Raw genomic sequence first — 25,249 nt, 5'->3', positions numbered from 1 at the left:
AGCGGAGCGAGCCAACCGTCAGGCACAGCAGCGCGGGCGCGAGCGCCGTACCGCAGCAGAAGCCGGCCGCCGACGCCGCGACGCCGAAGCGGCTGCCGCCCGGCGGGCAGCGCGGCGGTCCGCACGCGGGCGTCGGGATGCCCGCCGAGCGGTCGATGAACTTCGGGCCCTCGGCCCGGCGGCTGCTGGGCCGGCTGCGCCCGCAGCGCCTCCAGCTCGTCGCCGTGATCGCGCTGGCCGTGCTCAGCGTCGGGCTCAGCGTGGTCGGGCCGAAGGTGCTCGGCTGGGCCACCGACCTGATCTTCACCGGGGTGATCGGCCGGCAGCTGCCGGCGGGCACCACCGCCGACCAGGCGGTGGCCGCCGCGCGGGCGGCCGGCAACGACAACTTCGCCGACATGCTCGCCCGGATGGACGTGGTGCCCGGCGAGGGCATCGACTTCACCGCGCTGGCGCGGGTGCTGCTGCTGGCACTCGGGCTCTACCTGGTGGCCAGCCTGCTGATGTGGTGGCAGGGCTGGCTGCTCAACGGGGTGGTGCAGCGCACCGTGCTGCGGCTGCGCGCCGAGGTGGAGGAGAAGCTGAACCGGCTGCCGCTGCCCTACTTCGACCGGCAGCCCCGGGGCGAGCTGCTCAGCCGGGTCACCAACGACATCGACAACATCTCGACGAGCCTCCAGCAGACGCTGAGCCAGCTGCTCACCTCGCTGCTCACCGTCGTCGGCGTGCTCGCCATGATGTTCTGGATCTCGCCGCTGCTGGCCCTGGTGGCCCTGGTCGCGGTCCCGGTCTCGGTGGTCGTCACCACCGCCATCGCCAAGCGGTCGCAGCGGCAGTTCATCGCCCAGTGGGAGCACACCGGCGAGCTGAACGGCCAGATCGAGGAGGCGTTCACCGGCCACGAGCTGGTGAAGGTCTTCGGCCGGCAGCGCGAGGTGGAGGCCGCCTTCACCGCCAAGAACGACGAGCTGTTCCGGGCTAGCTTCGGCGCCCAGTTCATCAGCGGGATCATCATGCCGGCGATGATGTTCGTCGGGAACCTCAGCTACGTGGCGATCGCCGTGGTCGGTGGCCTGCGGGTGGCGTCGGGGTCGATGAGCCTCGGCGACGTGCAGGCGTTCATCCAGTACTCGCGGCAGTTCACCCAGCCGCTCACCCAGGTCGCTTCGATGGCGAACCTGCTCCAGTCCGGGGTGGCCTCCGCCGAACGGGTCTTCGCCGTGCTCGACGCCGAGGAGCAGAGCCCCGACCCGGCCGAGCCGGCCCGGGTACGCGACCCGCACGGCCGGGTCGAGTTCGCGAACGTCTCCTTCCGGTACGCCCCCGACAAGCCGCTGATCGAGGACCTCTCCCTGGTCGCCGAGCCCGGCCACACGGTCGCCATCGTCGGGCCGACCGGGGCCGGCAAGACCACGCTGGTCAACCTGGTCATGCGCTTCTACGAGCTGGACGCCGGCCGGATCACGCTCGACGGGGTGGACGTGACCACGATGCGCCGCGACGACCTGCGCGGCCGGATCGGCATGGTGCTCCAGGAGACCTGGCTCTTCGGGGGCACCATCCGCGACAACATCGCGTACGGCCGCCCCGGGGCGAGCGAGGAGGAGATCCTGGCCGCGGCCCGGGCCACGTTCGTGGACCGGTTCGTGCGCAGCCTGCCCGACGGCTACGACACGGTGATCGACGAGGAGGGCAGCAACGTCAGCGCCGGCGAGAAGCAGCTCATCACGATCGCCCGGGCCTTCCTCGCCGAGCCGTCGCTGCTGATCCTGGACGAGGCGACCAGCTCGGTGGACACCCGCACCGAGGTGCTGCTCCAGCGGGCGATGGCCGCGCTGCGGTCGGACCGGACGAGCTTCGTCATCGCGCACCGGCTCTCCACCATCCGCGACGCCGACCTGATCCTGATGATGGAGGACGGCCGGATCGTGGAGCAGGGCACGCACGAGGAACTGCTCGCCGCGCGGGGCGCGTACCACCGCCTGTACCGGTCGCAGTTCACCGCCGCCCTCCAGCCCGACCCCGACCCCCAGCCCGGCCTCGACCTCCAGGCCGGCCCCGAGCCCGCGCCGCTCGAAGGGTCGTCCCGGTGACGGGGAGACCGCCGGCGGCGACGGGCGGGCGGTCGACGGGGTCGGGGCCGGGCGGGGGCTCAGCGGGTCGGCAGCAGCGCCGGACCGCGGTCGGCCACCACCGCGCCGATCAGCCGCAGGGCGTCGGCGGCGGGCATCGGGTCCAGGGCCCGGCCGCCGCGCAACCGCAGGGAGACCGCGCCCTCGGCCGCCTCGCGGGGTCCGACGACGGCGGCGTACGGGACCCGGGCGCGGGCCGCGTCGCGGATGCGGGAGCCCAGCGAACCGGCCCCGTCGACCTCGACGCGCAGCCCGGCGGCCAGCGCGTCGCGGGCGAACCGGGCCGCCGCCCCGGCCTGGTCGTCGCCGACGGGCAGCACCACCAGCTGCACCGGGGCGTACCAGGCGGGGAAGGCGCCCTCGTGCACCTCGATCAGGTACGCGAAGAGCCGCTCCATGCTGCCCACGAGGCTGCGGTGCACCATCACCGGTCGACGCCGCGCCCCGGACGCGTCGGTGTACGACAGGTCGAACCGCTCCGGCTTGTCGAAGTCGAGCTGGACGGTGGAGAGGGTGAACTCCCGGCCGGCGGCGTCCCGCACCTGGATGTCGATCTTCGGGCCGTAGAACGCGGCCTCCCCCGGGGACTCGGTGAACTCCACCCCGTCGAGCGCGGCGCGCAGCAGCTCCTCCGCCCGCGCCCACTGGGCGTCGTCCCCGACGTACTTCTCCCCCGGCCCGCGCAGCGACAGCCGGAACCCCGCCGGCCGTACGCCGAGCGCGGCGTGCGCCTCGCGGATCAGCCGGAGGATCTCGGCGACCTCCTCGCCCACCTGCTCCAGGGCGCAGAAGTTGTGCGCGTCGTTGAGCGAGATGGCGCGCACCCGGGACAGCCCGCCGAGCACCCCCGAGCGCTCGGCGCGGTACATGCCGCCCAGCTCGGCGATCCGCAGCGGCAGCTCCCGGTAGGAGCGGCCCCGGGCCCGGAACACCAGGGCGTGGTGCGGGCAGAGCGCCGGCCGCAGCACGAACTCGTCGTCGGCGGAGAGCCGCATCGGCGGGAACATGTCGTCGGCGAAGTAGCCGAGATGGCCGGAGAGTTCGAAGAGTTCCCGCCTGCCCAGCGGCGGGGTCGACACGTGCCGGTAGCCGGCGCGGCGTTCCAGCTCGCGGACGTACTCCTCGACGGCGTGCCGGGCGGCGGCCCCGGCCGGCAGCCAGAGCGGCAGCCCGGCGCCGGCCAGCGGGTCGGAGGCGAACAGCTCCAGCTCCCGGCCGAGCTTGCGGTGGTCGATCATGTCGCGCTCCTTGATCGGGTACGACCCGGAGTCGACCCGGTCACCGGACGCCGCGAGGCCCCGGGGCGGATCGCCCCGGGGCCTCGTCGACGGTCAGGTCAGTACGGCGCGCCGGGGTCTCCCGGCGTCGTGGTGGATACCGCACTGCGCATGCCGCGACGGTACGGCCCTGCCCGCGGGGACCGCAGCCGGTTTTTCCGGGCGCTCCGGCACGGGGGCGGAAGCGCGGACGGGCACAGGGGCGGGCCGCCGGCACGGGACCTGCCGACGGCCCGCGGCGGCCGCACCGTCAGGAACGGGGGACCCGACGGTCGTGGGGCCGCGCCCCGACAACGGTACGCCGGGGTGCCCCGGTCCGCCGACCCTCGCCGCCGCGCCCATCCGTCACCTGCGGCGGTCTCCGCTCGTTGTGTCCGGTGGCCCTGCCGTGTCGGTGGTCACCACGCGCCAGGGTCCCGCCCCGTGACGCCGGGCGACCCGTCAGGCTCGGTACCCGCAATCGGCCCCGTCCGGCGAGGTGGCAGTCGTGCCCGAACTACTCACTGAGGTCGCAACGCCGGCCTGGGCGTACCTCGCACTGCTCGCGCTGCTGGTCGCCGACGCCTTCGTCCCCGTGATCCCCACCCAGGTCGTGATGATCACCGGGGGCGCCCTCACCGTGTACGGCGGGCTGAACCTGCCGGTGACCATCGCCGTCGGCGCGCTCGGCGTCTTCGTCGGGGACCTGGCCTGCTACCTGCTCGGGCGGGGCGCGCCGGACCGCCGGGCGCCGCGCGACGCCCAACGGGGCCGGGCCCGGCGCGTCGCCAGCCGGGTCACCCAGGGGCTGCGCCGACCCGGGCCGCTCGTGATCCTGCTCTGCCGCTTCGTGCCCGGCGGACGGATGGCCGCCTGCTTCTCGGCCGGCCGCAGCCGGTACCCGTACCGCCTTTTCCTGCTCTACGAGGGCCTGGCGGCGCTGGCCTGGGCGACGTACGGCGGGCTGGTCGGGCACCTCGGCGGGACGGCGCTCACCGAGTCCGCGTGGCGGCTGGCGCTGATCGCGGGGGTCGCGGCGGCCGGCTTCGCGGCGGCGGGCTGGGCCATGACCGCCGTCGGGGCCCGGCGGGCGGCCGAGTCGGTCGCGGTGCCGGTCGTCGTCGCGGCGAGGCGGGACGCGCCCGGGGCGGAGTGACCGGCCGCCCCGGCGCCGCCTAGGGGTGGTCCCGGGGACCGATCTCGGTGGGCGGCCCGGATCCGTCTGGGGTCCCTCGCGGGACAGGCTGAGCCATGCGCGGAACCCGGAACAGTGGACTGCTGGCCCTCGGCGGGATCGCCCTGGCGACGCTGCTCGCCGTGATCGGCCACGTCGAGGTGAGCGAGAACCTGGACCCGTGGACGCTGACCGTCAGCGACTACGCCGTCTCCGACCGGGGCGGCGTCATCGACGTCGCCATGCTGGTGCTCGCCGCGGCCACCGCCGTGCTCCTGCCCGCCCTGTGGCGCGGCCACCGGCCGGCCGCCACCGGAGCGGGGCGGGCGGCGGAGGCCTTCCTGGCCGCCTGGGTCGGCGGGCTGCTGCTGGCCGCGGTGGTGCCGACGAACGAGCCCGGCCTGCCCATGGACACCGCCGCCTACGTCCACCGGTACGCCTCGGTGGTCGCCTTCCTGGCGCTGCCGGCCGCCGGTTGGCTGCTCGCCCGACGCCTGCCGGCAGCCGCGGGCCGCCGGGTACGCGGTCTCGCCACGGCCAGCGTGGTCCTGGCGGCGGCGATGGTCTGGTCCGCCTACCCCGGCGACCGGCTGCTGCTCGGCCTGGTCGAGCGCCTGCTGATCCTCACCGAGGTCGCCGTGCTCGTCGTCGTCGCGGTCGCCCTGCTCCGGCGGATCACTCCAGCTCGTGCAGCATGAGCTGGCGGGCGGCCTCGGTGATGGAGCCGGACAGGCTCGGGTAGATCGTGATCGTCTGGGCCAGCTCGTTGACCGTGAGGTTGTTCTCCACCGCCATGGTGATCGGCAGGATCAGCTCGCTCGCCTTCGGCGCCACCACCACGCCGCCGATCACCTGCCCGCTGGCCGGGCGGCAGAAGAGCTTGACGAAGCCGTCGGCGAGGCCGTCCATCTTCGCGCGGGCGTTGCCGTCCAGCGGCAGCATGACCTGCCGGGCCGGCACCTTGCCCGAGTCGACCTCGTCCTGCGAGACGCCCACGGTGGCCAGCTCCGGGTCGGTGAACACGTTCGCCGCGACGGTACGCAGCCGCAGTGGCCGGACCGCCTCGCCGAGCGCGTGCCACATCGCGATCCGGCCCTGCATGGCGGCGACGCTGGCCAGCGGCAGCACCCCGGTGCAGTCGCCGGCCGCGTAGATGCCGGGCACGTTGGTCCGGGAGACCCGGTCGACGGTGACGTAGCCGCCCCGGGCCAGCGCGACGCCGTACTCGGCCAGGCCCAGGTCGGCGGTGTTGGGGATGGAGCCGACCGCGATCAGCGCGTGCGAGCCGGCCACCTTCCGGCCGTCGGAGAGCTCGACCTCCACCCCGTCGGCGGTACGCCGGACCGCGTCGGCCCGGGAGTTGTTGAGGATGCTCATGCCCCGGGTGCGGAAGACCCGCTCGATGGCCATGGCCGCGTCGGCGTCCTCGTGCGGCATCACCCGATCGCGGCTCGACACCAGCGTCACCTGCACGCCCATCGCCAGGTAGGCGCTGGCGAACTCCGCGCCGGTGACACCGGAGCCGACCACGATCAGGTGCTCGGGCAGCTCCGGCAGGTCGTACACCTGGCGCCAGGTCAGGATGCGCTCGCCGTCCGGTACGGCGGTGGGCAGCTGGCGCGGCGTGGCGCCGGTGGCGACCAGCACGGTCGACGCGGCGATGGACTGCTCGCCGCCGCCGTCGGTCGGGGTGACGAGCACCCGGTGGGTGTGCCCGAGGGTGTCCTCGCCGAGCCGGGCGGTGCCCGACACGAAGGTCACCCCGGCCTTGACCAGCTTGGCGTGGATGTCGGCGGACTGGGCGAGCGCGAGGCGCTTGACCCGCTCGTGCACCGCGCCGGCGTCGACCGTGACCGCCTCCAGGCCGTCGGAGTCCACCCCGAACTCCTCCGTGTCCCGGTAGCCGGTCACCACCTCCGAGCTGGCGATGAAGGTCTTCGACGGCACGCAGTCGGACAGCACGCAGGCCCCGCCGGCGCCCTCGGCCTCCACGACGGTGACATCAGCGTCCAGCTGCGCGGCGACCAGGGCCGCCTCGTAGCCGGCCGGTCCACCGCCGATGATCACGATCCGGCTCACAGGGCCATCCTTTCGTTCGCGACTGCGGGGCTCCGCTCCGCTGCGCTCCTCGCGCTCACCGTGCCCGCCCCCCACCAATGCTCACAGTGACTTTCTTCTCCCGAACGCGTCCGACACGCTCAGTCGTATTCTCCCCCAGCCCGTGGGCGGGCTATCGTCATCGCCGTGCGTCATCACGCCGCCTACGGCTCTAACCTCGACCCCGCCCGCATGCGCGCCTACTGTCCGCATTCGCCGATGGTGGGCACCGGCTGGCTGGAAGGCTGGCGGCTCACCTTCGCGGGCGAGGACGTGATCGGCTGGGAGGGTGCGGTCAGCACGGTCGTCGAGTCGCCCGGCGACCGGGTCTTCGTGGCGATCTACGACATCCACCCCTACGACGCCGCCCAGCTCGACGAGCTGGAGGGGGTGACCGCCGGCACGTACCGCAAGCTGCACGTGCGGATCTCCACCCTCGACGGCGACGTGACCGCGTGGATCTACGTCTTCGACGGGTACGAGGGCGGGCTGCCCACGGCGTGGTACCTCTCGGAGATCGCGAACGCCGCCGAGAAGGCGGGCGCGCCGGACGACTACGTCACCGAGCTGCGGTCCCGCCCCACCGGCACCGCGTCGGCCTAGCCCGTACGGTCGGCCCCGCGCGTATCCCACGGCCCCCAGTCTGCTCCGGCACCGGGCGGGGCCCCCATCCGGCCCCGCCCGGCGTCGTCAATCACACACCGGTGGCCGGCACGACCAGCTCGTACATGTCGACCCAGCGCACCTCGCGCAGCCCCACCGACCGGTAGAGCGAGAGCGGGGCGGTCGGGTTGGCCAGGTCGACCCCGAGGCCGACGGTCTCCCGGCCCTTCTCCGCGTACCGGGCGAACGCGTGGTTCAGCAGTGCCGCGCCCACCCCGCGACGCCGGTGACCGGGCAGCACCGCGAGGTTCCTGACCCATCCCTCGTTCCGGTCGAGCGCCTGGTCGGACGACCGGAGTACGCCGGCGGGCTGCCCGTCCACCTCGGCGACGAACCACTCGTCCCAGGCCGTCCCGGGCCTGATGAGGGCCCGCCACCGGTCGTAGCCCGACGGCTCGTAGTCGGGGGTGTCGCGGAAGGCGGTGTCGAAGATCCGGTGGAAGTCGCGCAGCTCCGACTCGTCGCCGGGACGCACCGGCCGGACCGTCACCCCGGGCGGCGGTGGCGGCGGCTCGCCGGGCACCCCCGCCAACGAACGGCGCAGGAGCTGGTACCGCTTGACGAAGTCGAACCCCGCCTCGGTCAGCTCGGCTGCCCACCGGCGCTCGGGCTCGCAGGCGGGGCAGCGCACGGTCAGGTCCGGCAGGCCGCGCTCGGCGGCCCGCGCGGCCACCCGGTCCAGCTGCCGGGCCAGCAGCGGCCCCCGCACCTCCGCGCCCCGGGCCGGGTCGACGAACACGTCGACGAACTCCCGGCCCATCCCGGTCTCGTTCTGCAGGATCGCCCAGGCCACCAGAGCGCCCTCCGGATCGGTCACCACCCAGGAGTCCCGCTCCGGGTCGACGTGCGGCGCGGTGAGCGCGTCGCGCACGTCGTCGGCGTCGAAGTCCGGATAGCCGATGGCGAAGGTGTCGGCGGCGTGCACCACCGCCAGGATCGCCGGTACGTCGTCCAGGGTGGGTCGGCGGGCGTGCCAGCCGGCGGGAAGAGTCACGGGGGCGATCCTGACAGGCGGGCCGGCGGGTCGCCGCCGATTTTCCGGCCCGCCCCGGCGGCCGGGGTCCGGCACGGGCCGGGTTCCGGCGCGGGCCCCGTTCCGGCGCGGGCCGGGGTCCGGCGCGGCGGCTCAGCCCGGGTCGGTCAGGTGGGCCCGGGTCGCGGTGAGCAGCTCCACCAGTTCGGTGCCGTCGGCCGGGCCGAGCGCCGCGAAGGCCGGTGAGGCCAGCCGGTCGGTCACCGCCTCGGCCCAGAGCCGCCTGCGCACCAACGGCCCGACCGGCGGGTACGGCGGCGGCCAGCCGCAGGCGACCGCGCCCGCCTCCCCGTCCGGGCCGGCGAGCACGGCCTCCAGCGGGGTCATCCCGCTGGCCCGGACCGCGATCAGGTGGGCCCCGGCGAAGTGCTCCCGGAGCAGGCGCAGGCCGACGGCCGCCCGGGCGCCGGCCGTCCGGACCGGCACCGGCATGGCGCGCCAGGCCGCGAAGAGCGGCATGCCGCTGGCGTCCGCGGCGTCGACCGCGCGGCTGAGCAGGGCGGCGAGCCGGCTCACCCCGGCGAGGGCGTCGAGCCGCTCCTCGCCCCACCGGCAGCACTCGACCATGGTGGCGGCGGCCACCTCGACCGGCGGGACGACCCGGCGGGCCGCGTCCCAGCCGTCGGCGACCGCTTCGGGGGCCAGGAAGCCAAGGGCGGCGGCGACCGTCTCGGCGCGCACGTCCCCGAGGGCGCCGGCCCGCCCGGTGACGTAGAACGCCCAGCCGGGGATGCCGAGCAGCCGGGCCCGCCGCAGGGTGGTCGGGCAGCGGGTGAAGACGTCGCCGAGGTCCAGCACGATCGGCTTGCTGGCCGCGGCGACCTGTTCCGGCGTCATCCGCCCGCTCCCCGTCCGTCCACAGGGGTCAGTCTGCCGCGCCGCCGCCCGACTCGGCATCCCCCTCTTCGGCGTCGAGGGCCTCCATCGCCGCCTCGACCTCGCCGGCGCGGCGGCGCCGGGCCGTCACCGTGCGTTCCGCCCCGCGCCGGGCCAGCCTCGCCCGGCTCAGGTCCTGCTCGGCGACGGCCCGGCGCCGCTCCAGCTCGGCCAGTTCCGCCTCGATCGCGTCCAGCGCGCCGACGCCGTCGCGCTCGGCCGCCGTCGCGCCGGCCAGCTCCGCCTCGGCGCGTTCCTGGTCGGTACGCGCCCTGGCCAGCTCCTTCTCCAGCGCCCGTCGGCGGCGCGCCCGCTCCGCCCGGGCGGCCCGTTCCGCCTGCTCGGCGCGGAGCGCGGCCCGGTCGACGCCGCCCCGCTGCTTCCCGGTCGGCTCGGGCCGGGGCTCCGGCTCCGGCTCCTCCCCGCCGGTCACCAGCCGCAACTGGGGGCGGGGCACCTCGCCGAAGCCGGCGTACGTGGCGGCCCGCAGCAGCCGGCCGGAGCGGACCTGTTCGGCGACGTCGGTGTCGGCCAGCGCGGCGTTGAGGGTGGCCTCCACCTCGCCCAGCGGCAGCTTCCCGGCCGGCGGGGCCTCCTCCGCCCCGGCCGCCAGCTTGCGTACCTCGGCGACGAGCGCGCCGACCACCGCCCGCCGCTGGGTGGAGAGTTCCCGCAGCCGGGGCCCGCGCAGTTCGCGTTGGGCGGTGCGCAGGGCCTCGGCGAGCTGGGCCAGGTCGGCGACCAGCTCGGGGCGGCGGATGGCGAGCAGGTTGACCAGCCAGGCGGCCACGGTGGGCCGGCGCAGCCGGGCGATCTCCCGGGCGGCCTTCGGGTCGCCGGCGCGGCGGGCCTCGGCGACGGCCTCGTCGCGGATCGCGACGAACCGGTCCGGCGGGGTGGTGTATAGCCGGTGCACCAGCTCTCGGGGCGGGCCGGGCATCGCCGTCAGGCGTCGATCCGGGTGCCCGGTTCGAGCCGGCGGTACTCCACGTCGGACAGCCGGGTGAAGTTGCCGTTGAGCACGTTGAGCCCGTTGTCGTTGAGCAGCCCGTCGTGCAGCGCGTACGCCCGGCGCGGGGCGACCGCCCGGAGGAAGTCCAGCGACTCGGAGAACTTCGTCCACGGCGCGTGGATCGGCAGAAAGAGCGTGTCGACCTGCGCGTCCTCGGGGACGACCAGGCTGTCCCCGGGGTGGTACACCGTGTCGTTCAGCAGGTACGCCAGGTTGTCGATCACCGGGATGTCGGGGTGGATCACGGCGTGCCGGCCGCCGTGGGCGCGTACCGGCACGCCGGCGGCCGTGAACGCCTGTCCGGGCCGGACCGCGTCGAGCGCCTCGGCGGCGTCGCCCAGGGTGTCGGCCAGTGACGCCGGCCCGTGGATGACGAAGCGCCGTCGGTCGAGCTGCCGGGTGACCGCCTCGACGTCGAGGTGGTCGGGATGCTCGTGGGTGATGAGCACCGCGTCGGCCCCGTCGAGCGCAGCCGGATCGCTGAACACGCCCGGGTCGATGACCAGCACTCCCCCGTCGTGTTCCACCCGCAGGCAGGAGTGGGCGTACTTGGTGAGCTGCATCGTGACTCCAAGATTATCGAATCGTGATGTCCTGAGCGCAGTCTGCCGGAACCGACGTGGGGACGCGTCACGTCTGAGGTATCGCCCCGCACGGGGGCGAGGACGATGGAGGCGGAATGGACGGACGGGATCGGCGACGTCGAGGCGTACGGCTGACGGCCGCCGCGCTGGTGGCGCTGTTCGCGCTCGCGGGTTGCGGCAGCGACGCGCGGGACAACGCCGACAGCGGACCGGCGGCGGCCCCAGCGGAGCGGGACCGGGCCGGTGGCGCGGCGGACCAGGCCGGTGGCGCTGCGGACCCGGCGGGTGGCGCGGCGGAGCGGGGCGGTGGCAAGGCCGAGCAGGGCAGCGGCGCCGGCGCACCGGACCTGCGGGTCGACCAGCGCTCCATCATCTACACGGGCACGATGCGCGTGCAGGTGGACGATGTGGACGAGGCGGCGCGGAGCGCGATCGCCACGGTCACGGCGGCCGGCGGTTTCATCGGCGGCGACCAGCGGCGCAGCGCCGACGCGGACGCGCGGGCCGAGCTGGAGCTGCGGGTGCCGGCGGCGAAGTTCCACGGCGTCGTCGACGAGCTGGCGAAGCTCGGCCGGCAGCAGCGGCGGGAGATCCGCACGGAGGACGTCACCGAGCAGATGGTCGACCTGGACGCGCGGATCACCACGCAGCGCGCCCGGGTGGAGAGCGCCCGCAAGCTGCTGGCCCGGGCCACCTCGATCAGCGATCTGGTGTCGCTGGAGAACGAGCTGTCGCGCCGGGAGGCCGACCTCGCCTCGCTGGAGGCGAAGAAGGAGCGGCTGGCGGACCTGACCAGCCTGTCGACGATCACCGTGTCGCTGGTCGGCCCCGACGCGAGCACCGCCGACGAGGAGACCGAGGTCGGCTTCCTGGTGGGGCTCAAGGGCGGCTGGAAGGTCTTCCTGACCTCAATGACCATCCTGCTGACGGTGCTGGGCGCGGTGCTGCCGTGGCTGCTGGCGATCGGCGTACCGGTGGCGGTGCTGCTGGTGGTGCTGCGCCGGCGGCGGCGTACGGCCCCGCCGGCGATGACGCCGACCGGACCGGCCGCGCCGCTGCCGCCTACCGCGCCGCCGCCAGTGCCCGCAGCGCGGTCTGGACCATGAGTCGTACGCCGACCGGGATGGCCCGTTCGTCCGCGTCGAACGAGGCCCGGTGCAGGTCCACGTTCGGGCCGGAGCGGCCGACGCCCAGCCGGGCGAGCGCGCCGGGGACGTACTCCAGGTACCAGGAGAAGTCCTCGCCGCCCATGCTCTGCGGGGTCTCGGCGACGCCCTCCGGCCCGAGCGCGGCGACGGTGGCGCCGGTCAGGACCTGGATGGCCCGGGAGTCGTTGCACACGGGCGGGCGGCCCCGCAGGTATTCCAGGTCGACGGTGGCACCGGTCGGCGCGACGACGTCGCGGACCACCTGACCCACGATCTTGGGGGCCAGCTCCCAGGTGTCGCGGTCCATCACCCGCAGGGTGCCGGAGGCGCACGCCTCGGAGGGGATGACGTTGTAACGGGTGCCGGCCGAGGCGTGGCCGAAGACCAGCAGCAGCCCGCTGTTGGCCGGCACCCGGCGGCTGACCAGGGCCGGCACCTCGGTGATCAGGCGGCCCAGCGCGTCGACCAGGTCGACGGTCAGGTGCGGGCGGGCGGTGTGCCCGCCCGGGCCGGTGAGCCGGACGGTGACGTTGTCGGCGGCGGCGGTGATCGGGCCGACCCGCAGGCCGATCTGCCCGACCGGCAGGTTGGGGTCGCAGTGCAGCGCGAAGATCTGCACCACGTCGTCCAGGCCGCCGGCCTCGATGACCTCCAGCGAGCCGCAGGGCAGGATCTCCTCGGCGGGCTGGAAGATCAGCCGGACCCGGCCGGGCAGCTCGCCGAGGTCGGCGAGCTGGGCCAGCAGCATGCCGACGCCGAGCATCACGGTGGTGTGCACGTCGTGGCCGCAGGCGTGGCAGACGCCGTCCACCGTGGAGCGGTACGGCACGTCCTTCGAGTCGGTCAGCGGCAGGGCGTCGATGTCGGCGCGCAGCGCGACCACCGGGCCGTCGGGGCGGCCGTCGATGTCGCAGATGACCCCGTTGCCCTTCGGCAGCAGCCGCGGCCTCAGCCCGGCCAGGGTGAGCTCCCGGGCGATCAGGGCGGCCGTCTCGAACTCCTCGCCGGAGAGCTCCGGGTGGGAGTGGAGGTGGCGACGGGTGGCGATCAGCCCGGGCACCCGGAGGGCGAGCAGGTGGTCCAGCTCGAACGGCAGGGGCTGGGAGCCGGACGGCGCCTCCGGCCAGGACGACGCCAGCTGGTTGCCGGTGGGCAGCGTCAACGCACTCGTCACGTCGAATTCTCGTTCGCTAGAGATGGATGGATCATCAGGAACAGCAGACAGCCTAGACCTCCGACGGTGACGCTGCGCAACGTCGTTCCGGTAGCCGTCGGACCGCGCAGCGTCACGTATGCCCTGCTCGGAGCGCTCGTAGATCTGCGGGACAGCAGGTAGATCGCGGTCGAACGCCGTCATCCGCCCCCCACCTCCTACAACGCGTAATCGGCCCGGCCGCCGCGAAATCGATGCCGATCGCAGAGGCCGCTTTTCCGAATTGTCGCATTAGTCGGTCACACCGACGGACACTCCGACAATTACCCGACCATCGCCCGAGCGAGGGCACCCGAGACGGTCACACACCCCGTCGCCGACCAACCGCACACCGTGTGCGTCCACGTCCACCCGGTCGGGTTACCCCCGAACCCGTCCGGCACACGCCGTGGCCGGTCGGCCACGTCGCCCCGCACCGCGCGCGGCCCTCCGGCGGCGTCGCCGGGACTGCTCCACGCGCCCGCGCCGCCGATGGGCGGCCAGCGTCTGCTCCGACTGTAGCGCTCCGCCCCGCACGCCCGCGACCAGCAGGAACGCGCCGTGGGCGGGTCGTTACCCGGACGTGCACCGGCCGGTTACGGCGCACGGGTGAAGCGGCGCCGCACCGGACGCCGACGGCCGCCCGCCCCCGACGCGGCGGGAGGTCGGACGGCCGTCGGCCGACGTGATCAGAACCGGTCGCTCGGGCGGTACAGCCCCCACACCTGGCGCAGGGTGCCGCAGACCTCGCCCACCGTGGCGCGGGCCCGCAGCGCATCCCGCATCGGGTAGAGCACGTTCTCCGTGCCCTCGGCGGCGGCCCGCAGCTCAGCCAGTCCCCGCTCGACCGCCCCGGCGTCGCGCTCGGCGCGCAGCCGCGCCAGCCGCTCGGCCTGCGCCGCCTCGATCGTCGGGTCGACCCGCAGCGGCTCGTACGGCTCCTCCTCGTCGACGGTGAACCGGTTGAGGCCCACCACCACCCGCTCGCCGGAGTCGATCTCCTGCGCGATCCGGTACGCGGACTGCTCGATCTCCCGCTTCTGGAAGCCCGCCTCGATGGCGTCGACCGCCGAGCCGTGGTCGGCCACCCGCTCCATCAGCTCGGTCGCCGCCGCCTCGATCTCGGCGGTCATCGCCTCCACCACGTACGAGCCGGCGAACGGGTCGACGGTGGCGGTCAGGTCCGTCTCGTACGCCAGCACCTGCTGGGTGCGCAGCGCCAGCCGGGCCGCCTTCTCGGTGGGCAGCGCGATCGCCTCGTCGAAGCTGTTGGTGTGCAGCGACTGGGTGCCGCCGAGCACCGCGCCGAGGCCCTGCACCGCCACCCGGACCAGGTTGACCTCCGGCTGCTGGGCGGTGAGCTGCACGCCCGCGGTCTGGGTGTGGAAGCGCAGCATCAGCGACTTCGGGTTCTTGGCGCCGAAGTCGTCGCGCATCAGCCGGGCCCAGATCCGGCGGGCGGCCCGGAACTTGGCCACCTCCTCCAGCAGGGTGGTGCGGGCGACGAAGAAGAACGACAGCCGGGGCGCGAAGTCGTCCACGGCCAAGCCGGCCTCCAGCGCGGCCCGGACGTACTCGACGCCGTTGGCCAGGGTGAACGCGATCTCCTGCGCGGGCGACGCGCCGGCCTCGGCCATGTGGTAGCCGGAGATGGAGATGGTGTTCCACTTCGGCACCTCCTTGCGGCAGTAGCCGAAGGTGTCGGCGACCAGCCGCAGCGAGGGCTTCGGCGGGAAGATGTACGTCCCGCGGGCGATGTACTCCTTCAGGATGTCGTTCTGGATCGTGCCGTTGAGGGCCGAGCCGGCGACCCCGTTCTCCTCGGCCACGAGCTGGTAGAGCAGGAGCAGCACCGAGCCGGGCGCGTTGATGGTCATCGAGGTCGAGACCTTGTCGAGCGGGATGCCGTCGAAGAGCAGCCGCATGTCGTCGATCGAGTCGATGGCCACCCCGACCTTGCCCACCTCGCCGTGCGCGATCGGGTCGTCGGAGTCGTAGCCCATCTGCGTCGGCAGGTCGAAGGCCACGGAGAGACCCATCGTGCCGGCCCGCAACAACTGGTGGTAGCGCGCGTTGGACTCGGTGGCGGTGCCGAAGCCGGCGTACTGGCGCATGGTCCAGGGGCGGGAGGTGTACATGGTGGGGTAGACCCCGCGCGCGTACGGAAACTCGCCCGGGCCGCCGAGCCGGGAATCCAGGTCCTCCGGAAGGTCCGCGGCCGTGTAGACGCCCTTGATCGGAAAACCGGACTCGCTTGACCGCGGTTCGCTCATTAGCGGATGGTAGGACGCGCGACGGCGTCGGCGGGTGAGGGATACCGCACACCGGGCGACACGTCGACGGGCATCGACGAGAGGTGAACGCTCGGACACGTACCGTCCAGTTCGACAAACGTCCGCCGCGTCGGGTTTCGCATCGGGCGTCGGAACCAGCAAGATAGGGGGGTTGTGTCCCAGCCCCCCTCGAATTCCCCCGGTGGCTTTTCTGTGACTCAGATCCCGACGTGGAGCGGCGGACCAGTCAGTTCCCCCAACGGACGCGCGACGCCCGGCACGACCATCGGCGAGCGCTACTCGCTGCGCTCGGCGGTGGGCAACGGCGGCATGGGCACGGTCTGGCGTGCCACGGACACACTCCTGCGGCGGGACGTGGCCGTCAAGGAGGTCGTCCTGCCCCCGGGGCTGGCCCCCAGCGACCGCGACGCCATGTACGAGCGCACCCTTCGCGAGGCCCGCGCGGCGGCGGCCATCCAGCACCCGGCCGTCGTCCAGGTCTACGACGTGGTCACCGAGGGCGGCCGGCCGTGGATCGTGATGGAGCTGCTCGACGCCCGCAGCCTCGCAGACATGGTGATCGAGGACGGGCCGGTCGCGCAGCGGGTGGTCGCCAAGATCGGCATCGCCCTGCTCGGCGCGCTGGAGGTGGCGCACGCGATCGGCGTGCTGCACCGCGACGTCAAGCCGGCCAACGTGCTGATCTGCGCCGACGGGCGCTGCGTGCTGACCGACTTCGGCGTGGCCCGGATGCCCACCGACGTGCAGCTCACCACCCCCGGGATGGTGCTCGGCTCGCCGCACTTCATCTCCCCCGAGCGGGCGATGGGCCAGGAGTTCGGCCCGCCGAGCGACCTATTCTCGCTGGGCGTCACGCTCTACACGGCGGTGGAGGGGCGGCCCCCGTTCGACAAGGGCGACCCGATCGAGACCATGCACGCCGTGGTCGAGGACCCGCCCGCCCCGCCGCAGCGCAGCGGGCCGCTGGCCCGGGTGCTGATGGGCCTGTTGGAGAAGGACCCGGCCCGCCGCCTCGACGTGCACACCGCCCGGGCCATGCTGCGCGAGCTGCTCGCCGGCCCGCTGACCAGCAACGCCGCCGCCGTGAACTCGGTGACCGACCCCTACTCGGTGGTCCCGGTGCAGCGGCCCGTGCCGACCCCGCCGGCCGCCGAGCCGGAGCAGCCGAAGCCGAGCGGGCAGATCGGCGGCCGGGCGATGCTCAACCCCGGCGAGTCGCTCACCGACCGGCTGGCGGCGCTGCGCCGGGGCGAGCGCCCCGCGCAGGCCGCCCTCGCCGCGAGCCCCGCCGCGATGGACGACACCAGCGCCGACGCCCTGGCCGGGCCGCTGCACACCCCCACCGGCGCGATGCCCGCGCCGAGCGGGTCCACGCCGGCCGGCCGCACCTACGGCGGCGCCGAGGCGACCCAGCGGATGACGTCCGGCGGGTCGGACGCCACCCAGCAGCTGCGCACCAACGCCGCCGGCCTGGTCGGCTTCAGCGGCCCGACCGAGGCGACCCAGCGGGTGAAGGCGGGCACGCCCACCTTCGGCACCCCGCCGGAGGCCACCCAGCGGGTGGGCGTCGGAGCGCCCGTCTTCGGCGCACCGCCGCCGGAGGCCACCCAGCACCTCGGCGGCACCTACGGCGGCGGCCAGTGGTCGGTACCGGGCACCGGGCAGCCGTGGGCGACCCCCGCCACCGCGCCCGCCACGAGCGACTCGGGCGGTGGCTTCGGCGGCCGGGTCGGCGCCGTCGGCAACCAGCTCGTCGGCACCGTCAAGGGCTGGCCGCGCAAGGTGCAGCTCGCCGCCGCCGGCGGCCTGGCCGCACTGCTGCTGATCGGGGCGGTCGTCCTCTTCACCGGCGGCGACGACCCGGCGCCGACCGTCCCGCAGGCCGCCCCGACGTCGCAGGCCCCGGCCGCCGGCGTGCCCGAGATGAAGGAGCACACCGGCAAGGGCGTACGGGTCATGGTGCCGCAGGGCTGGGAGATCAAGAGCGCCGGCAACTGGGTGGACTACGTCGACCCGGAGGACGAGGGCCGCAAGGTCCGGATCCTGGTGGAGGACTTCCGCACCAACTCGATGCGCTGGGCCGAGGTCGCCGAGGACGGTCTGAAGAACCGCTCCAAGTCCTGCGCCAAGCCGTACGCCCAGCTCGCCATGAACGAGGTGCAGTGGGTCGGCAAGGCGGCGGCCGAGTTCGAGTACACCTGCGGCGAGGGCGAGGCCAAGCGGCACGGCGTGTGGCGCGGCGTGGTCCACGAGGGCAAGGTCTACTCGTTCTACCTCACCTCGACCGACACGAAGTTCGCCGACAGCCGGCCGATCTTCGACGAGATGGTGAAGTCGTTCCAGCTCACCGAGGCCGGCTGAGCCCGGGGGAAGCGCGGTGGTGATCCGCCGGCGTGCTATCAAGAGACATGCCGGCGGAAACCACTGACATCGACGACATTCGCGAGCAAGCACGGCGCTGGCTCGACGACGATCCCGACCCGGCCAGCCGGGAGGAGTTGCGGGCGGTGCTCGACCGCCTGCCGGCGAGCGCCCCGGAGCTGGCCGACCGCTTCGCCGGCCCGCTGACCTTCGGCACGGCCGGGCTGCGCGGCCCGCTGCGCGCCGGCCCCAACGGGATGAACCTCGCGGTGGTCACGCGGGCCGCCGCCGGGCTGGTCGGCTGGCTCGCCGCCCAGGGCGGCTCCGGCCCGCTGGTGATCGGGTACGACGCCCGGCACGGTTCCCGCGAGTTCGCCGAGCGGACCGCCCAGGTCGCCACCGGCGTGGGACGCCCGGCGCTGCTGCTGCCCCGCCCGCTGCCCACCCCCGTGCTCGCGTACGCGGTGCGCCACCTCGGGGCGGTCGCCGGGGTGATGGTGACCGCCAGCCACAACCCGCCGCAGGACAACGGCTACAAGGTCTACCTCGGCGCGGAACTGGGCGGGACGCTCGGCGACGGCGCCCAGATCGTGCCCCCGGCCGACGCCGGCATCGAGGCCGCGATCCGGTCGGTCGGGTCGCTGGCCGAGGTGCCCCTCGGGCCGGCCGGTCAGGTGCTCGGCGACGACCTGGTGGCCTCCTACGTGGAGCGGGCCGCCGCCGTCATCGACCCGGACGGGTCGCGCGACCTGGCGGTGGCGTACACGCCGCTGCACGGGGTGGGCGCGGCGGTGCTCACCGCGGCGTTCGCCCGCGCGGGCTTCCCCGTGCCCGGTGTGGTGCCCGAGCAGGCCGAGCCGGACCCCGCGTTCCCGACCGTCTCCTTCCCCAACCCGGAGGAGCCGGGGGCGGTGGACCGGCTGGTCGCGCTGGCCGAGGCGACGGGCGCGGACATCGCCATCGCCAACGACCCCGACGCGGACCGCTGCGCGGTGGCCGTCCGGGACACCGGTCCCGCGGTGAGCACGCAGGCAGCGGTCGCCGGCCCGGATCAGGCGGTGGGGAACCCGCCCGGCTGGCGGATGCTGCGCGGCGACGAGGTGGGTGTGCTGCTGGCCGACCACCTCATGCGGCGCGGCGTGACCGGCCTGTACGCCACCACGATCGTGTCGTCGTCGCTGCTGCGGGCGATGTGTGCCGCCCGGGGCCTGCCGTACGACGAGACGCTGACCGGGTTCAAGTGGATCGTCCGGGCCGGCGGCGGGACCCAGCCGCTGGTCTTCGGCTACGAGGAGGCGCTCGGCTACTGCGTCGCCCCGGAGCACGTACGCGACAAGGACGGCATCACCGCCGCGCTGACCGTGGCGGAGCTGGCCGCCGGGCTCAAGGCGCAGGGGCGCACCCTGACCGACCGGCTGGACGAGCTGGCCGCCGAGTTCGGCGTGCACCACACGGACCAACTCTCCGTACGGGTGGACGACCTACGGCTGATCGCCGACGCGATGGCCCGGATCCGGGCCGCCACCCCGACGACGCTGCTCGGGCAGCCGGTCACCGAGGCGCAGGACCTGCTCCCCGAGGCGGACGTGGTGATCCTGCGTACCAGCACCGCCCGGGTGGTGATCCGCCCCTCGGGCACCGAGCCGAAGCTCAAGGCGTACCTGGAGGTGGTGGAGCCGGTGGCGGACGGCGACGTCGCCGCAGCCCGCGCCCGCGCCACCGCCGCGGTAGCCACCCTCCGCAAGGAAATGGCCACCACCCTGGGCCTCTGACGCTGCCCCCACCCCCACCCACGGGACCGCGCCGCCGCGCAGCCAGGCGCCCCGGGCGAGGCCAGGTGATCAAGAAGTTTGCGTCAGGGAACGCGCCTCTCCAGGACGCAAACTTCTTGATCGACAAGGGTCGGCGACGGGGGGCCGCCGGGGGCCGCCGGTCGGGGTGGGGGTGGGGGTTGGCGGGTGGGGTGGTCCAGGTCGGGTGGTTAGCGGCGGGGGCCCAGGGCGGCGTCCACGGCGCTGCCCAGGGCGGCCACGACGAGGCCGACGGAGGGGCGGACCACGGAGTCGTCCAGGCTGACGGTGCCGGAGAAGCCGGAGCCGCCGGCGATCTCCTCCAGCCGCTGCCGGGCCTCCCGGGCCGCGTCACCGCTCAGGCCGAGCGCCGGCTCCATCCGCAGCACCGCGACCAGGGTGGCCAGGGCCGCCGTCCGCTCGTCGGGCAGCTCGCCGCTGGCCAGCGCCTCGGCGAGCCGGCGTCGGGTGTCCGCCTCGACGGCCGGGTCCACCGTCGGGTAGCGGTGCACGTGGATGAAGCCCAGCTCGGTCTCGTCGACGTCGCGCACCACGCCCTGGGCGCACAGGTCACCCAGGATCTTGTCGCGCAGGCCGTGCCGCAGCCGCTGCACCCAGGACGAGGGGCTGTGGGGCGTGTCGGCGGCCATGCGGGCGAGGACCCCGTCGACGAGCGGCTCGCCGGTGGGCGTCGGGTCGACCACCGTCAGGGACCCCTCGGAGTACACGATCCGCCCGGCCAGGGCCAGTTCGATCAGCACCGCGGCGGCCATCCCCAGGTCGAGGCTGATCCGCGGCATGGTCGCCTTGCCGGTCTCGTCGTCGTACGCGAGGAGAAGCAGCTCTTCGGCGAGCGCAACACCAGTCATGGCCGGAGACGGTAGCGGCTGCGCGCATCCCGCGCACGGACTCGCGCACGGATTCACGCGCAGCCGCGCGACGGACCTCAGAAGCGGGGCATGCCACCGAACTGGCGGTCGCCCGCGTCGCCGAGCCCCGGCACGATGAACATGCGGTCGTTGAGCCCCTCGTCGATCGAGGCGGTGACCAGGCGCAGCGGCAGCCCGGAGCGCTCCAGCCGCTCGATGCCGACGGGCGCGGCGAGCACGCAGAGCACGGTGATGTCGGTGCAGCCCCGGTCGGCCAGCAGCCGGCAGCAGTGCTCCAGCGAGCCGCCGGTGGCGAGCATCGGGTCGAGCACCAGCACCGGCAGGCCGCTCAGGTCGCGCGGCAGCGACTCCATGTAGGCGCGCGGCTCGTACGTCTCCTCGTCCCGGGCCAGGCCGACGAAGCCCATCGAGGACTCCGGCAGCAGGCCGAGCGCGGCGTCGGCCATGCCCAGGCCGGCCCGCAGCACCGGTACGAGCAGCGGCGGGTTGGCCAGCCGGGTGCCCTCGGTGCCGGTGACGGGGGTCTGCACCGGGTACTTCTCGACGGGGAAGGAGCGCGCGGCCTCGTACACCAGCATGGTGGTGAGTTCGTGCAGCGCCGCCCGGAACGAGGAGGAGTCGGTGCGCGCGTCCCGCATGGCGGTCAGCCGCGACTGGGCGAGCGGATGGTCAATGACGTGTACGTCCACGATCGCTCAACCTACCGGTCCACCCGTCCCGGCACTGCGGGTGCGGCCGGACCGGCGACCTCGCTCACCACCGCGCCGGCGACAGCACGGTGACCAAGATCACTGTCCGGCCGGGTGCGTAGACTTCGGGGCATGACGGCGACAGCGACGTCGGCCCGGTCGGAGCTCTCCGAGTTGGGACGATCCGAGACCGCTCTGCGGACCTTCCTGCACGGCCTGCCCGGCGTGGACCAGGTCGGCGCGGAGCAGCGGGCGGCACAACTCGGCACCCGCTCCATCAAGACCACCGCCAAGGCCCAGGCCATCGACCTGGCGATCCGAATGGTCGACCTGACCACCCTCGAAGGGGCGGACACCCCGGGCAAGGTGCGGGCCCTCGCGGCCAAGGCGCTGCGCCCCGACCCGGCCGACCCGTCCTGCCCGCACGTGGGCGCGGTCTGCGTCTACCCGGCGATGGTCCCGCACGTTGCCGAGGTGCTGCGCGGCTCCGGCGTGCACCTGGCCAGCGTGGCGACCGCCTTCCCGTCGGGCCAGGCCCCGCTGGAGGTCAAGCTCGCCGACACCCGGGCCGCCGTGGCGGCCGGCGCCGACGAGATCGACATGGTGATCAACCGGGGCGCCTTCCTCGCCGGCCGCTACCAGGAGGTCTACGACGAGATCGTGGCCACCAAGGAGGCCTGCGGCGACGCGCACCTCAAGGTCATCCTGGAGACCGGCGAGCTGGCCACGTACGACAACGTGCGGCGCGCCTCCTGGCTGGCGATGCTGGCCGGCGGCGACTTCATCAAGACCTCCACCGGCAAGGTCCCGGTGGCAGCCACCCCGCCGGTGACCCTGGTGATGCTGGAGGCCGTCCGCGACTTCCGGGCCGCCACCGGCCGGCAGGTCGGCGTGAAGCCGGCCGGCGGCATCAAGACCACCAAGGACGCCATCAAGTACCTGGTGATGGTCAACGAGACCGTCGGCGCGGACTGGCTGGACCCGGACTGGTTCCGGTTCGGCGCCTCCAGCCTGCTCAACGACCTGCTCATGCAGCGCACCAAGCTGACGACCGGCACCTACTCCGGTCCCGACTACTTCACCCTGGACTGAGAGCCGATGTTCGAATACGCACCCGCCCCCGAGTCCCGCTCGGTGGTGGACCTGAAAGCCTCCTACGGGCTCTTCGTCGACGGGGAGTTCGTGGACCCCACCGACGGCGGCACGTTCAAGACGGTCAACCCGGCCTCCGAGGAGGTGCTCGCCGAGGTCGCCGAGGCCGGCGCGCAGGACGTGGACCGCGCCGTCCGCGCCGCCCGCCAGGCGTACGAGAAGGTCTGGGGCCCGATGCCGGGCCGGGACCGGGCGAAGTACCTCTTCCGGATCGCCCGGATCCTTCAGGAGCGCTCCCGCGAGCTGGCCGTGCTGGAGTCCCTGGACAACGGCAAGCCGATCAAGGAGTCGCGCGACGTCGACCTGCCCCTGGTCGCGGCGCACTTCTTCTACTACGCCGGCTGGGCCGACAAGCTGGAGCACGCCGGCTTCGGCGCGAACCCGCGCCCCCTCGGCGTGGCCGCGCAGGTCATCCCGTGGAACTTCCCGCTGCTGATGCTGGCGTGGAAGATCGCCCCGGCGCTGGCCGCCGGCAACACGGTGGTGCTGAAGCCGGCCGAGACGACGCCGCTGACGGCACTGCTCTTCGCCGAGATCTGCCAGCAGGCCGATCTGCCCGCCGGCGTGGTCAACATCGTCACGGGCGCCGGCGAGACCGGCCGGGCGCTGGTCGAGCACCAGGGCGTGGACAAGGTCGCCTTCACCGGTTCGACCGAGGTCGGCCGGGCCATCGCCCGCTCGGTCGCCGGCACCCGCAAGAAGCTCACCCTGGAGCTGGGCGGCAAGGCCGCCAACATCGTCTTCGACGACGCCCCCGTCGACCAGGCCGTCGAGGGGATCGTCAACGGGATCTTCTTCAACCAGGGGCACGTCTGCTGCGCCGGCTCGCGGCTGCTGATCCAGGAGAACGTCGCCGACCGGGTGCTGGAGTCGCTGAAGCGGCGGATGGCCCAGCTGCGCGTCGGCGACCCGCTGGACAAGAACACCGACATCGGCGCGATCAACTCGGCCGCGCAGCTGGCGCGGATCCGGGAGCTCTCCGACGCCGGGTCCGCCGAGGGCGCGGAGCGCTGGTCGCCGCCGTGCGAGCTGCCGGACCGCGGCTTCTGGTTCGCGCCGACGATCTTCACCGGGGTCACCCAGGCGCACCGGATCGCCCGCGAGGAGATCTTCGGCCCGGTGCTCTCCGTGCTGACGTTCCGCACCCCGGCCGAGGCCGTCGAGAAGGCCAACAACACGCCGTACGGGCTGTCGGCCGGGATCTGGACCGACAAGGGTTCCCGGATCCTGTGGATGGCCGACCGGCTGCGCGCTGGCGTCGTCTGGGCCAACACGTTCAACAAGTTCGACCCCACCTCGCCCTTCGGCGGCTACAAGGAGTCGGGCTACGGTCGCGAGGGCGGCCGGCACGGGCTGGAGGGCTACCTCAATGTCTGAGCGGGTCGCGGTACGCAAGACGTACAAGCTCTTCATCGGCGGGAAGTTCCCGCGCAGCGAGTCGGGACGGTCGTATCTCGTGCAGGACGCCAACGTTTCCCTCGCCTCCCGCAAGGACGCGCGGGACGCCGTGGTCGCCGCCCGCGCCGCCGTGAAGGGCTGGGCCGGGGCGACGGCGTACAACCGGGGTCAGATCCTCTACCGGGTCGCCGAGATGCTGGAGGGCCGGCGCGAGCAGTTCGTCGCCCTCGGCGTGCCCGGCGACGAGGTCGACGCGGCCGTGGACCGCTGGGTCTGGTACGCCGGCTGGTCCGACAAGCTCCCCCAGGTCTACGGCGGCGCCAACCCGGTCGCCGGGCCGTACTTCAACCTGTCGGCGCCCGAGCCGACCGGCGTCGTGGCCGTGGTGGCCCCGGAGTCCCCGGCGCTGCTCGGCCTGGTCAGCGTGATCGCCCCGGCGATCGTCACCGGCAACACGGTGGTGGTGGCGACCTCGCCGACGCAGCCCCTGGCGGCCGTGACCCTGGCGGAGGTGCTCGCCACCTCCGACCTGCCCGGCGGCGTGGTCAACCTGCTCACCGGCCGGATCGCCGAGACCGTGCCGGCGCTGGCCGCCCACATGGACGTCAACGCCATCGACCTGACCGGGGTGGCCGACGCCGAGCTGGCGACGGAGCTGGAGGTCAAGGCGGCGCAGAACCTCAAGCGGGTGCTCCGGCCGGCCCCGGCCGACCACGACTGGTCCGCCGACCCCGGCATCACCCGGATGACCACGCTGCTGGAGACGAAGACGGTCTGGCACCCCAAGGGGGTGTGACTGTTCTGTCCTGGGGTTTTCCGGGGAGCCCCGCCCGCTCCGGGCGGTCAGGCTTGATCCCTGCGCGGGCGGGGCTCCCCGGAAAACCGTTCGTGGACAGGTTCGTGGGAGAGCTCGGCTCTGGGTGCTGCCTCGGGTGGGGTCGGCTCTGGGGTGCTGCCTCGGGTGGGGTTCAGCGGCTGGGGTGCTGCCTTGGTGGGGTGGTCGGGTGTGCGGGGCGGGGCGGGTCTACTACGGGGGGTAGGATTGCGGCGTGACTCGGCTTGGTGATCTCGAACGTGCGGTGATGGACGTCTTGTGGGACTCGGTCCCGGGCACGTCGGACGGGATCACCGTGCGCGAGGTGGCCGACGCGCTGGACGGCCGCGAGCTGGCGTACACGACGGTGATGACCGTGCTGGACCGGCTCGCCGGCAAGGGCATGGTGCAGCGCGAGCGGGAGGGGCGGGCCTGGCGATACCGGGCCGCCGCCAGCCGCGAGGCGTACATCGCCCAGCTCATGCTCGACGCCCTCGACCTCGGCGGCAGCCGGGACGCCGCGCTGGTGCGCTTCGCCCGCTCGGTGACCGGCACCGAGGCCGAGGTGCTGCGCGCCGCCCTCGGGGCCGAGGCCGAAGGGGCCGGGCACGGTGGGGACGCGCTGACCGACCGGGTCGAGGCGCCGTCGGTCGACGGCCAACCGCCCCGGGCCGACAGGGCAGCGGACAGGTAG

General features: G+C 74.1%; 21 protein-coding genes. 11 read left to right on the top strand and 10 right to left on the bottom strand.

All coding sequences use genetic code 11. The annotated features are described in order from the left end of the window. The first annotated feature begins 137 nt into the window (after positions 1 to 137). Complete coding sequence (locus ABZ573_RS04025) at positions 138 to 2,093, top strand: ABC transporter ATP-binding protein (protein ID WP_358116129.1); 1,956 nt, start codon at positions 138 to 140, stop codon at positions 2,091 to 2,093. A 59-nt stretch (positions 2,094 to 2,152) separates the two neighbouring features. On the opposite strand, the gene thrS is transcribed toward ABZ573_RS04025, so the two are convergent. Continuing rightward, positions 2,153 to 3,370 (bottom strand): threonine--tRNA ligase, encoded by a 1,218-nt coding sequence (gene thrS / locus ABZ573_RS04020; protein WP_358115422.1) that lies wholly within the window; start codon positions 3,368 to 3,370, stop codon positions 2,153 to 2,155. 526 nt (positions 3,371 to 3,896) lie between these two features. On the opposite strand from thrS, the gene ABZ573_RS04015 reads away from it, so the two are divergent. After that, on the top strand, positions 3,897 to 4,544 hold the full coding sequence (locus ABZ573_RS04015) for a DedA family protein (protein WP_327030467.1): 648 nt from the start codon (positions 3,897 to 3,899) through the stop codon (positions 4,542 to 4,544). Between the two features lie 95 nt (positions 4,545 to 4,639). Continuing rightward, positions 4,640 to 5,260 carry a DUF998 domain-containing protein gene (locus ABZ573_RS04010; protein ID WP_358115418.1) on the top strand — a complete coding sequence of 207 codons (621 nt, stop codon included), beginning with the start codon at positions 4,640 to 4,642 and terminating at the stop codon, positions 5,258 to 5,260. Here ABZ573_RS04010 and ABZ573_RS04005 read toward each other — a convergent pair. Then, the gene (locus ABZ573_RS04005; protein WP_151455642.1) at positions 5,238 to 6,641 is read right to left on the bottom strand and encodes an NAD(P)H-quinone dehydrogenase; all 1,404 of its coding nucleotides are present in this window, start codon (positions 6,639 to 6,641) and stop codon (positions 5,238 to 5,240) included. The two genes, ABZ573_RS04010 and ABZ573_RS04005, sit on opposite strands and share 23 nt — an antisense overlap. Positions 6,642 to 6,806: 165 nt before the next feature. Between ABZ573_RS04005 and ABZ573_RS04000 the strand changes: the two genes are divergently transcribed. Beyond that, entirely contained in the window at positions 6,807 to 7,262 is a 456-nt protein-coding gene (locus ABZ573_RS04000) for a gamma-glutamylcyclotransferase (RefSeq protein WP_132233291.1), read from the top strand. 91 nt (positions 7,263 to 7,353) lie between these two features. Here ABZ573_RS04000 and ABZ573_RS03995 read toward each other — a convergent pair whose 3' ends face one another. The 4 genes from ABZ573_RS03995 to ABZ573_RS03980 all read right to left on the bottom strand — a co-directional run bounded on the left by ABZ573_RS03995 (position 7,354) and on the right by ABZ573_RS03980 (position 10,806). Next, complete coding sequence (locus tag ABZ573_RS03995) at positions 7,354 to 8,316, bottom strand: GNAT family N-acetyltransferase (protein WP_151455641.1); 963 nt, start codon at positions 8,314 to 8,316, stop codon at positions 7,354 to 7,356. A 132-nt stretch (positions 8,317 to 8,448) separates the two neighbouring features. Then, positions 8,449 to 9,192 (bottom strand): hypothetical protein, encoded by a 744-nt coding sequence (locus ABZ573_RS03990; RefSeq protein ID WP_132233287.1) that lies wholly within the window; start codon positions 9,190 to 9,192, stop codon positions 8,449 to 8,451. Positions 9,193 to 9,220: 28 nt separating this feature from the next. Continuing rightward, positions 9,221 to 10,171, bottom strand: a complete 951-nt coding sequence (locus ABZ573_RS03985) for a hypothetical protein (RefSeq protein WP_358115413.1) — start codon at positions 10,169 to 10,171, stop codon at positions 9,221 to 9,223. Between the two features lie 5 nt (positions 10,172 to 10,176). After that, a complete protein-coding gene (locus tag ABZ573_RS03980; protein ID WP_151455639.1) occupies positions 10,177 to 10,806 on the bottom strand; it encodes an MBL fold metallo-hydrolase in 630 nt (209 codons plus the stop codon). A 116-nt stretch (positions 10,807 to 10,922) separates the two neighbouring features. Here ABZ573_RS03980 and ABZ573_RS03975 point away from each other — a divergent pair, with 116 nt between their 5' ends. Further along, the gene (locus ABZ573_RS03975; protein WP_151455638.1) at positions 10,923 to 11,933 is read left to right on the top strand and encodes a DUF4349 domain-containing protein; all 1,011 of its coding nucleotides are present in this window, start codon (positions 10,923 to 10,925) and stop codon (positions 11,931 to 11,933) included. On the opposite strand, the gene ABZ573_RS03970 is transcribed toward ABZ573_RS03975, so the two are convergent. Further along, entirely contained in the window at positions 11,890 to 13,149 is a 1,260-nt protein-coding gene (locus ABZ573_RS03970) for an amidohydrolase (protein ID WP_132233279.1), read from the bottom strand. The two genes, ABZ573_RS03975 and ABZ573_RS03970, sit on opposite strands and share 44 nt — an antisense overlap. Positions 13,150 to 13,856: 707 nt before the next feature. Next, a complete protein-coding gene (locus tag ABZ573_RS03965) occupies positions 13,857 to 15,440 on the bottom strand; it encodes a methylmalonyl-CoA mutase family protein (RefSeq protein WP_358115409.1) in 1,584 nt (527 codons plus the stop codon). Positions 15,441 to 15,653: 213 nt separating this feature from the next. On the opposite strand from ABZ573_RS03965, the gene ABZ573_RS03960 reads away from it, so the two are divergent. Together ABZ573_RS03960 and ABZ573_RS03955 are read left to right on the top strand one after the other, a co-directional pair. Continuing rightward, complete coding sequence (locus tag ABZ573_RS03960; RefSeq protein WP_327030465.1) at positions 15,654 to 17,822, top strand: protein kinase; 2,169 nt, start codon at positions 15,654 to 15,656, stop codon at positions 17,820 to 17,822. A gap of 47 nt (positions 17,823 to 17,869) precedes the next feature. Further along, positions 17,870 to 19,594 carry a phospho-sugar mutase gene (locus ABZ573_RS03955; protein WP_358115405.1) on the top strand — a complete coding sequence of 575 codons (1,725 nt, stop codon included), beginning with the start codon at positions 17,870 to 17,872 and terminating at the stop codon, positions 19,592 to 19,594. A 209-nt stretch (positions 19,595 to 19,803) separates the two neighbouring features. Here ABZ573_RS03955 and ABZ573_RS03950 read toward each other — a convergent pair whose 3' ends face one another. Further along, the gene (locus ABZ573_RS03950) at positions 19,804 to 20,481 is read right to left on the bottom strand and encodes a GPP34 family phosphoprotein (protein ID WP_358115402.1); all 678 of its coding nucleotides are present in this window, start codon (positions 20,479 to 20,481) and stop codon (positions 19,804 to 19,806) included. A gap of 77 nt (positions 20,482 to 20,558) precedes the next feature. Then, positions 20,559 to 21,191 (bottom strand): uracil phosphoribosyltransferase, encoded by a 633-nt coding sequence (gene upp, locus ABZ573_RS03945; RefSeq protein ID WP_089002050.1) that lies wholly within the window; start codon positions 21,189 to 21,191, stop codon positions 20,559 to 20,561. Positions 21,192 to 21,323: 132 nt separating this feature from the next. Here upp and deoC point away from each other — a divergent pair, with 132 nt between their 5' ends. From deoC to ABZ573_RS03925, 4 genes are all read left to right on the top strand, one after another. After that, positions 21,324 to 22,283, top strand: coding sequence for a deoxyribose-phosphate aldolase (gene deoC, locus ABZ573_RS03940; protein WP_311413747.1), 960 nt, complete (start codon positions 21,324 to 21,326; stop codon positions 22,281 to 22,283). Between the two features lie 6 nt (positions 22,284 to 22,289). Further along, positions 22,290 to 23,720, top strand: coding sequence for an aldehyde dehydrogenase family protein (locus tag ABZ573_RS03935; RefSeq protein ID WP_151457507.1), 1,431 nt, complete (start codon positions 22,290 to 22,292; stop codon positions 23,718 to 23,720). Then, positions 23,713 to 24,537 carry an aldehyde dehydrogenase family protein gene (locus ABZ573_RS03930; protein ID WP_151457508.1) on the top strand — a complete coding sequence of 275 codons (825 nt, stop codon included), beginning with the start codon at positions 23,713 to 23,715 and terminating at the stop codon, positions 24,535 to 24,537. The genes ABZ573_RS03935 and ABZ573_RS03930 overlap by 8 nt, the downstream gene beginning before the upstream one ends. 253 nt (positions 24,538 to 24,790) lie before the next feature. Then, a complete protein-coding gene (locus tag ABZ573_RS03925; protein ID WP_358115398.1) occupies positions 24,791 to 25,249 on the top strand; it encodes a BlaI/MecI/CopY family transcriptional regulator in 459 nt (152 codons plus the stop codon).

Origin of the sequence: Micromonospora sp. NPDC007220, assembly GCF_040634035.1 — a bacterium.
GTDB lineage: Bacteria > Actinomycetota > Actinomycetes > Mycobacteriales > Micromonosporaceae > Micromonospora > Micromonospora reichwaldensis.
This window is presented reverse-complemented; position numbering and strand designations above follow the sequence as displayed.